Raw genomic sequence first — 7,542 nt, 5'->3', positions numbered from 1 at the left:
GCGGTCGACCGGAGCGAGCCGGCCCGGATCAGCCTGACGCCGGCGACCTGGGCGACGATCGTGTCGGTGAACCGGCGGGTCAACAAGGCGGTCGAGCCGATGACCGACCAGGACCACCTGCACGTGGCCGATCGCTGGGACCTGGCCGAGGACGGCATCGGCGATTGCGAGGACTTCCAGCTGCTCAAGCGGCACCTGCTGGTCGAGGCCGGCCTGCCGCGGCGGGCGATGCGCATGACCGTGGTGATCGACGAGAAGGGCGAGGGCCACGCGGTGCTGACGCTCGTCACCGACCGGGGCGACCTGGTGCTGGACAACAAGACCAACGCGATCCTGCCCTGGCACAAGACCGGCTACGTGTTCATCAAGCGCGAGAGCCAGGACGCGGTCGCCTGGGTCTCGCTCGGCGGCGTCACCTCCCCGATCACCACCGCCAACCGCTGAACCACCTCACGCGACCCGGCTCACCGATCCCCGGCCGCCGCGGTTTCGAGACCTGGGCCCTTGATCTTAACCGAGCGCTAACCCTGTCGGCGCCACTCTGCGCCGGGACGGAGTGCCTGATCGATGTCGCGAGCCCGCCAGCTGTCGCCGGCCCTGTTTCTCGGGACAATGCTGATCGTGGGGGCGGCTGGCCGGGCGCAGGCGGCCGACGCCACTGCAACGCGGCATGAGATCTGGCGGGACTGCCTCAGCCGCAATTTCCGGATCCAGGCCGTGCTGACGGAGCGGGACCTCGCTGCCGACGCGGCCTTCCTGGCGTGCCGGGGTTCCGAGGAAGCCTATCTCACGGCCCTGGCAGGCTCGCCGCTCCTCGACGAGACGGATATTGCCCGCGCGCGGCCCCTCGTGGCCGGGCGCTTCCGGGCGTGGCTTGTTGGACGCAACGGGTGAACCGTCCCGACAGATCAGCGACCAGGATGCGCAGGCTTTCGGGCCAGGCGTCGCCGACGCCGCGCCTGCTCCGCTTGGCACCAGCTCAGGCGCCGCAGGCACAGCAGCTGCGGACGTTCGAGATCCGTTCTTCAGCGGTTCCGTAGGCCGCATCCGCGGTCCCGTAGATCCGCCAATGCTTGATCCATTGCCTGATGTAATGGGGCCCCTTCGGGGCGGATGCCAGCTTATGAGCCGCCCAGCAATCGGCGAGCTTCGTCGAGGTCGTATGGATGGCCAGATGGCCATATTCGTGAACGACGTAAAAATGGCTGGCATCAGAAACCTGTGCATCGACTTCTGCGGCCCGCGAAGGACAGAAATACAGGATGCCATCGTTGATTGCCGCGACCCTGCCGGCGGTTTTTTCACATCTGTTTTTTGAAGAAACGGTGAGTAGCTCGCCGGTCGGTCTCCATTGTGATAATGATGGTGATATAGAAATCGCGTAGAGAATTGCGGAGATAATAAGATTTCTGCAGATGGGCATGGTGTTTCTGCCGAATCGAATGCTGCAGGAGACCTTATAGCAGGATCGGCGGAATCTGACGCTTCCGGCTCGGATTCTCATGAATCGGACGGCAAGCCTTGGCGCGGGACAGCCGCGACTCCTGACCATTCGGAATATGGAAGCCGGCTTCGACTCGGGCGGCTCAACCCTTCAGGCGGGCCTTGATCCGCCTGGTGAGCCCGTCGCGAACGTCGCGGTAGGCGTCCAGGCGCTGCTCCCGAGAGGCGTCCTGAACCAGCGTCGGATCGGGAGTCGGCCAGTACTCGACATCGGCCGCGAGCGTGTGCGTCAGGTCCAGTGCGCGGTGATGCGCCTCAGGCGCGAGGGTGATGATCAGGTCGAAGTTCAGCCCCTCCCAGTCCTCGAGCTCCTCGATGGTGCGGGGCCGATGTCGGCTCGCGTCGATCCCGACCTCGTCGAGCGCCGCGACCATGAACGGGTCGGTGGGCTCCCCGGAGCGTACCCCGGCCGACTGCACGTAGGTGGACTTGCCGAAATAGGCGCGCGCGATCGCCTCCGCCGCCACCGAGCGTACGGCGTTGTAGTTGCACATGAACAGGACGGACTGCACCCGCCGCTTCTTCGGAGTGGCGTCGGGGGCAGGCTCGGGAACGGGCTCAGCCATTGCCGGTCGGCGCGGAGGGCGCCCTAGCCCTTCCAGTGCAGCGCGAAGATCAGGGTGAACAGGCGGCGGGCCGTGTCATGGTCGAGGTCGACCTTGCCCTCCAGGCGCTGCTTCAGCGTGTCGGATGCCTCGTTGTGCAGACCGCGCCGGCCCATGTCGATCGCCTCGATCTGCGACGGCGAGGCGGTGCGGATCGCGTTGTAGTAACTTTCGCAGATCATCTCGTAGTCGCGGATCACCCGCCGGAACGGGGTCAGCGACAGGAGGTGCGTCATCACCGGCTCGCCGTCCACCGTGGTGATGGCGAAGGAGAGCTTGTTCTCGACGAGGCCGAGCGTCAAAGCGTAGGGGCCCTCGCGACCCGGGATCGTGAAGGAATTGTCCTCCAGAATGTCGAACAGCGCGATCGCCCGCTCGTGCTCCTGATCCGGGTTGCCGCGGGCGATGGACGCCTCGTCCAGGCTCACCTTCGCGAGGCGGTTCGGCCCGCGCTGCTTCTCCGCCATCCCCAAAGCCTCACAGGTTCAACCGGATCGCGACGGAGCGGGCATGCCCCTCCAGGCCCTCGGACCGGCCGAGGTTTATCGCTGCCGGGCCGAGCGCCCGCAAGCTCTCCGGCGTGCAGGCGAGGATCGTCGTCCGCTTCATGAAGTCGAGCACCCCGAGTCCGGAGGAGAACCGCGCGGAGCGGGCTGTCGGCAGGACGTGGTTGGGGCCGCCGACATAGTCGCCGATCGCCTCCGGCGTGTGCGAGCCGAGAAAGATCGCGCCGGCATTGCGCACTTTGCCGGCGAGCGCCTCCGCGTCCTGGGTCTCGATCTCCAGGTGTTCGGGGGCGAGTCGGTCAACGAGGGGCACGGCCTCGTCGAAGGTGCGGACCCGGATGACGGCGCCGTAATCGCGCCAGCTCGCCCGTGCGATCTCCTGGCGGGGCAGGGTGGTGAGGGCGCGCTCCACCGCACCCTCGACGGCGTCGGCCAGTTCTGCGCTGTCGGTGATCAGGATCGCCTGGGCCGCGACGTCGTGCTCGGCCTGGGCCAGCAGGTCGGCGGCGATCCAGTCGGGGTTGGCGTGGCCGTCGGCCAGGATCAGCACCTCGGAGGGGCCGGCGATCATGTCGATCCCGACCTGGCCGAAGACCCGGCGCTTGGCCGCCGCGACCCAGGCATTGCCCGGCCCGACGACCTTGGCCACGGGGGCGATGGTGGCGGTGCCGTAGGCGAGCGCCGCCACGGCCTGGGCACCGCCCACCCGGTAGATTTCGTGGACGCCGGCGAGCTGCGCGGCGGCGAGGACCAGCGGATTCATCTGGCCGTCCGGAGTCGGCACGACCATCACGAGCCGCGGCACCCCGGCGACGCGGGCGGGAAGCGCGTTCATCAGCACCGAGGAGGGATAGCTCGCGGTCCCGCCCGGGACGTAGAGCCCCACCGATTCCAGCGCCGTCCAGCGCCAGCCGGCTGTGACGCCGAGAGCGTCAGTGGCCCGGTGATCCTCGGGTCGCTGCGCCTGGTGGAAGCTCTCGATCCGCTCGGCCGCCAGGCGCAGGGCTTCCAGGGAATCCGGCGGACAGGCCGCGATTGCCGCGACGATCTCCGCCTCCGTGACCCGCAGGTGCTCGGCCGTGAAATCATCGCCGAGGCGGTCGAAGCGCCGGGTGAAATCGACCAGGGCCGCGTCGCCGCGGGCGACGACGTCGGCGATGATGCCGCGCACCGCCTCGTCCACGTCCTCGGCGATCTCGCGCTTCACCGTCAGGAGGTGCGCGAAGGCGGCGGCAAAATTCGGTTCGCTGCTGTCGAGCCGGACCATCGGAAAGCCTTCTGTCTCGCGTCAGGCCGCCGGACCGGCGGCCGTGTCGGTGTCGATGTTGTGGCCGGGACGGGTCGCCGATTCCCAGACCGGGCCGAGATCCTTCATCCGGACCTCGATGCACTCGACCGCAAGCCGGAGGGCTGCGCCGCCGGAGAAGACGAGGTCGATATGCCCGGAGGGCGCATCCGTCGGCTCGAAGGTCAGGGCGAGCAGGCTCATGGGCGTGGTGTCGCCCGGCATCAGCCCGCGACTCTTCACGCCCTGAACGCGCTCGATGTGCAGGCCGGTGAGGCGGCGCCGGGGCGGGGCGTCCGGCGTCCAGTCGAAGCGCCGCGCGACCATGAGGAAGCGCTGCTCGCCGGCGAGATAGGTCAGATCCTCCGGCCGCAAAATCGCGTCCTGCAGGTGGGCCGAGATCACGGTCAGGTCCTCGGTGTCGAGGGCGGCGAGCCTGAGCAGCTCCATGCAGAGGGTCCTCGGGGAATACGGGGCGCGGGTCGGGCGGTGGGGGCCGGCCTGCGGCACGGCGTAGGTAGCGGCGCGACCCCGTTCGGGCAACGGCTGGGCTGGGGATCGCGATCCCGGGCGGGTCCAGGCTCGGCCCAGCGCCACCGCTTAGAAGCGGCGGCGGACGAGCCCAGGCAGGGAGCGGATGGCCAAGCTCACGACGCACGCGGTTCTGGCGGTGCTGACGATCGGAATGCAGGCGGTCGGTCCCGCGGGCGCGCAGGTCGGCCCGGACGCGCGGCCCTATATCTACGGCCGTCCGGGGCCGGATCGCGACGCCTATGCTCCGCCGCCGCCCGGAGGGCGCCCGCCGCCGCCTGCCGATGACGGCTACGGCTGGCGTCCGCCTCCACCGCCATTCGAGGACGAATACGACCGGCCCCGGCCGCGCTGGCCCGCCGGCCCCGGGCGCCGGTGGGACGACAGCGTCTGCGTGACCGCCCGCGGCACGTGCCTGACGCGACCGGCACCGCCCGATGCACCCTGCGGCTGCGACATGCCCGGCTTCGGCTACAAGCGCGGGCGGATCGCGGACTGAGCGCGCCGGCTGTCGCGCAGGGTCCGTAGGGAATGGGCCGCCGAGATGCCGGGCCGGGGGCGAGACGGGGCACCTGCGCGACCTTCCGACTGATCCGGTGGCCTGGTTTCCCCGGTCTTCCGGGCGGCCGACGGGCGTGTCAGGCCCTCACGCGCTCGATCTGCGCGCCGCAGCGGGCGAGCTTGGCCTCCAGAGCCTCGAAGCCGCGGTCGAGATGGTAGACCCGGTTGATCTGGGTCTCGCCCTCGGCGGCAAGGCCCGCGATGACCAGGGAGACCGAGGCGCGCAGGTCGGTGGCCATGACGGGGGCGCCCCTCAGCCGCTCCACGCCCTCGACGATGGCGAGGTCGCCCTCGAGGCGGATCTTCGCGCCGAGGCGGGCCAGTTCCTGCACGTGCATGAACCGGTTCTCGAAAATGGTCTCGCGGATGTGCGACTGGCCCTTGGCGAGGGTCATCAGCGCCATGAACTGCGCCTGCAGATCCGTGGGGAAGCCCGGAAACGGGTCCGTGGTGACGTCGACCGCCGCGATGCCGGCGCCGTTGCGGCGCACGCGGATACCGCCTTCGACCTGGGTGATCTCCGCCCCCGTGGTCGACAGGACGTCGAGGGCCGCGTGCAGAAGCTCGGCCCGGGTGTCCTTGAGGACGACGTCACCGCCGGTCATCGCCACCGCCATGGCGTAGGTTCCCGTCTCGATCCGGTCGGGCAGGACCTCGTGGCGGGCGCCGTTCAGGCGCGCCACGCCCTCGATCTCGATGCGCGGCGTGCCGGCGCCGCGGATCTTGGCGCCCATCTTGTTCAGGCACTCCGCGAGATCGACCACCTCCGGCTCGCGGGCGGCGTTCTCGATCACGGTCGTCCCGTAGGCGAGGGCGGCGGCCATCAGCGCCACATGCGTTCCGCCGACCGTGACCTTGGGGAAGGCGACCTCGGCGCCGCGCAGGCCGTTCTTCGTGCGGGCGACCACGTAGCCGGCGTCGATCTCGATCTCGGCCCCGAGCTTCTCCAGGGCCATGATCAGCAGGTCGACCGGCCGGGTGCCGATGGCGCAGCCGCCGGGCAGCGACACCTTGGCCTCGCCGAACCGGGCGAGCAGCGGCGCGATCACCCAGAAGCTCGCCCGCATCGTTGAGACGAGGCCGTAGGGCGCGGTGGTGTCGATGACGTTGGAGGCGGTGAGCCGGATGGTCTGACCCGTCTCGGTGGTCTGACCGGGGCGCTTGCCGACGACCATGTGGTCCACGCCATGGTTGCCGAGGATCCGCGTCAGCGCCGCGATGTCGGCGAGCCGCGGCACGTTGATCAGCTCCAGCGTCTCGCCCGTGAGCAGGCTGGCGATCATCAGCGGCAGCGCCGCGTTCTTGGCGCCCGAGATCGGGATCACGCCGTTGAGCGGCGCGCCGCCGGTGATGTGGATGCGGTCCATCGTTTGTCCTCGGGCGGCGCACCCTCGATGGCGCGCGGCCGGCCGTGCTGCTCGCGGGCGCGGCAGCGCCCAGGCTTGGCCGTGCCCTATAGACCGGATTTGTCGGAATCAGGACCGCTTCCGTCAGGTTCGTGCGCGCAGGACGGATCCGCGTCCAGAGAGGGCCTCGCCTCCGCCCGGCCGCGGTCCTGCGCCTTCCGACGGCGCAGATTCTGTCGCAGCGCCGCCTTCAGACGTTCCGCGCGCTCGTCCTTCGTCTTCGTCATGGCGCGACCCTTGGTCGCCGCAAGGTTGGGGCGCGCACGTCCTTGCCGGGTGAGCCATCTGCGGGTGGAAACATGGGCTGATACAGGGCGCTGGAGCCAAGTTCGGACGGGAAGATCCTGCCGGACGCTAGCCGGTTTGCGCGGGCCTCTCAACGGATGCAAGGCAGCGATGTCGGAACCTTACCTTGAACCAGTTCCAGATCCGCGCGTATCTTCCGGCCCTCACGCGAAGGACTGACCGAGGCCGGACCTCGATCGCGGGACCCGGGCGCTCGAAGGCGCCACCCGCGCGGCCGAACACGCGAAGGACGCTCGATGACCGTCACCCGGATGCCCAGCACGATGCTCGCCGCAGCGGGATCGACGCGCGCCGGTTCCGGCTACGAGCGATACTTCCGCGGCGCCCTGGATCAGTTGCACGGCGAGCGGCGGTATCGTGTGTTTGCGGATATCGAGCGGATTTCAGGGCGGTTTCCGACGGCCAAGTGGCGCCAGCCCGACGGCAAGACGGCCGAGATCACGGTGTGGTGCTCGAACGACTATCTCGGCATGGGCCAGCACAAGGAGGTGGTGGCCGCGCTGACCGAGACCGCCGCCCGCTGCGGCGTCGGCGCGGGCGGCACCCGCAACATCGCCGGCAACACCTCGCCGCTGGTCGACCTGGAGCGCGAACTCGCCGACCTGCACGGCAAGGAGGCAGGTCTGGTCTTCACCTCGGGCTACGTGTCGAACCAGGCCGGCATCTCGACCATCGCCAAGCTGATCCCGGATTGCCTGATCCTGTCGGATGCCTTCAACCACAACTCGATGATCGAGGGTGTGCGCCATTCCGGCTGCGCGAAGAAGATCTTCCGCCACAACGATCTCCAGCACCTGGAGGACCTGCTCCGGGAGGCCGGCGACCGGCCGAAGCTGATC

At 69.3% G+C, this 7,542-nt stretch carries 11 protein-coding genes; 4 read left to right on the top strand and 7 right to left on the bottom strand.

Annotated features, from left to right (window positions below; translation table 11 throughout):
* Nucleotides 1-444, top strand: a 444-nt coding sequence (locus BLT59_RS30255; protein ID WP_175544173.1) for a transglutaminase-like cysteine peptidase, incomplete at its 5' end; no start/stop codon positions are given.
* 123 nt (nucleotides 445-567) lie between these two features.
* The gene (locus BLT59_RS30250; RefSeq protein WP_091789903.1) at nucleotides 568-894 is read left to right on the top strand and encodes a hypothetical protein; all 327 of its coding nucleotides are present in this window, start codon (nucleotides 568-570) and stop codon (nucleotides 892-894) included.
* Between the two features lie 85 nt (nucleotides 895-979).
* Here BLT59_RS30250 and BLT59_RS31000 read toward each other — a convergent pair whose 3' ends face one another.
* From BLT59_RS31000 to BLT59_RS30230, 5 genes are all read right to left on the bottom strand, one after another.
* Nucleotides 980-1,423, bottom strand: a complete 444-nt coding sequence (locus tag BLT59_RS31000; RefSeq protein ID WP_139174167.1) for a hypothetical protein — start codon at nucleotides 1,421-1,423, stop codon at nucleotides 980-982.
* Nucleotides 1,424-1,586: 163 nt separating this feature from the next.
* The gene (locus BLT59_RS30245; protein WP_091789900.1) at nucleotides 1,587-2,069 is read right to left on the bottom strand and encodes an arsenate-mycothiol transferase ArsC; all 483 of its coding nucleotides are present in this window, start codon (nucleotides 2,067-2,069) and stop codon (nucleotides 1,587-1,589) included.
* Between the two features lie 23 nt (nucleotides 2,070-2,092).
* A complete protein-coding gene (locus BLT59_RS30240) occupies nucleotides 2,093-2,575 on the bottom strand; it encodes a UPF0262 family protein (RefSeq protein ID WP_091789897.1) in 483 nt (160 codons plus the stop codon).
* 10 nt (nucleotides 2,576-2,585) lie between these two features.
* Complete coding sequence (gene hisD / locus BLT59_RS30235) at nucleotides 2,586-3,881, bottom strand: histidinol dehydrogenase (RefSeq protein WP_091789894.1); 1,296 nt, start codon at nucleotides 3,879-3,881, stop codon at nucleotides 2,586-2,588.
* 21 nt (nucleotides 3,882-3,902) lie between these two features.
* Nucleotides 3,903-4,349: a DUF2948 family protein gene (locus BLT59_RS30230; RefSeq protein ID WP_091789891.1), complete on the bottom strand. Its 447-nt coding sequence runs from the start codon at nucleotides 4,347-4,349 to the stop codon at nucleotides 3,903-3,905.
* 187 nt (nucleotides 4,350-4,536) lie between these two features.
* On the opposite strand from BLT59_RS30230, the gene BLT59_RS30225 reads away from it, so the two are divergent.
* Nucleotides 4,537-4,929, top strand: coding sequence for a hypothetical protein (locus tag BLT59_RS30225; RefSeq protein WP_091789887.1), 393 nt, complete (start codon nucleotides 4,537-4,539; stop codon nucleotides 4,927-4,929).
* Between the two features lie 139 nt (nucleotides 4,930-5,068).
* On the opposite strand, the gene murA is transcribed toward BLT59_RS30225, so the two are convergent.
* Together murA and BLT59_RS32295 are read right to left on the bottom strand one after the other, a co-directional pair.
* The gene (gene murA / locus BLT59_RS30220; RefSeq protein ID WP_091789884.1) at nucleotides 5,069-6,358 is read right to left on the bottom strand and encodes a UDP-N-acetylglucosamine 1-carboxyvinyltransferase; all 1,290 of its coding nucleotides are present in this window, start codon (nucleotides 6,356-6,358) and stop codon (nucleotides 5,069-5,071) included.
* Between the two features lie 86 nt (nucleotides 6,359-6,444).
* Entirely contained in the window at nucleotides 6,445-6,624 is a 180-nt protein-coding gene (locus tag BLT59_RS32295; protein WP_091789881.1) for a hypothetical protein, read from the bottom strand.
* Nucleotides 6,625-6,939: 315 nt separating this feature from the next.
* Between BLT59_RS32295 and BLT59_RS30210 the strand changes: the two genes are divergently transcribed.
* Nucleotides 6,940-7,542: aminotransferase class I/II-fold pyridoxal phosphate-dependent enzyme (locus BLT59_RS30210; protein ID WP_139174166.1), on the top strand; the 603-nt coding region annotated here is incomplete at its 3' end.

This window comes from Methylobacterium sp. UNC378MF, from assembly GCF_900103195.1.
Taxonomy (GTDB): Bacteria; Pseudomonadota; Alphaproteobacteria; order Rhizobiales; family Beijerinckiaceae; genus Methylobacterium.
This window is presented reverse-complemented; position numbering and strand designations above follow the sequence as displayed.

Bases quoted from the DNA above. Each gene is read 5' to 3' on its own strand.
- BLT59_RS30230 (WP_091789891.1), bottom strand. From the start codon at position 4,349: ATGGAGCTGCTCAGGCTCGCCGCCCTCGACACCGAGGACCTGACCGTG.
- BLT59_RS30240 (WP_091789897.1), bottom strand. From the start codon at position 2,575: ATGGCGGAGAAGCAGCGCGGGCCGAACCGCCTCGCGAAGGTGAGCCTG.
- murA (WP_091789884.1), bottom strand. From the start codon at position 6,358: ATGGACCGCATCCACATCACCGGCGGCGCGCCGCTCAACGGCGTGATC.
- BLT59_RS32295 (WP_091789881.1), bottom strand. From the start codon at position 6,624: ATGACGAAGACGAAGGACGAGCGCGCGGAACGTCTGAAGGCGGCGCTG.
- BLT59_RS30245 (WP_091789900.1), bottom strand. From the start codon at position 2,069: ATGGCTGAGCCCGTTCCCGAGCCTGCCCCCGACGCCACTCCGAAGAAG.
- hisD (WP_091789894.1), bottom strand. From the start codon at position 3,881: ATGGTCCGGCTCGACAGCAGCGAACCGAATTTTGCCGCCGCCTTCGCG.
- BLT59_RS30225 (WP_091789887.1), top strand. From the start codon at position 4,537: ATGGCCAAGCTCACGACGCACGCGGTTCTGGCGGTGCTGACGATCGGA.
- BLT59_RS30250 (WP_091789903.1), top strand. From the start codon at position 568: ATGTCGCGAGCCCGCCAGCTGTCGCCGGCCCTGTTTCTCGGGACAATG.
- BLT59_RS31000 (WP_139174167.1), bottom strand. From the start codon at position 1,423: ATGCCCATCTGCAGAAATCTTATTATCTCCGCAATTCTCTACGCGATT.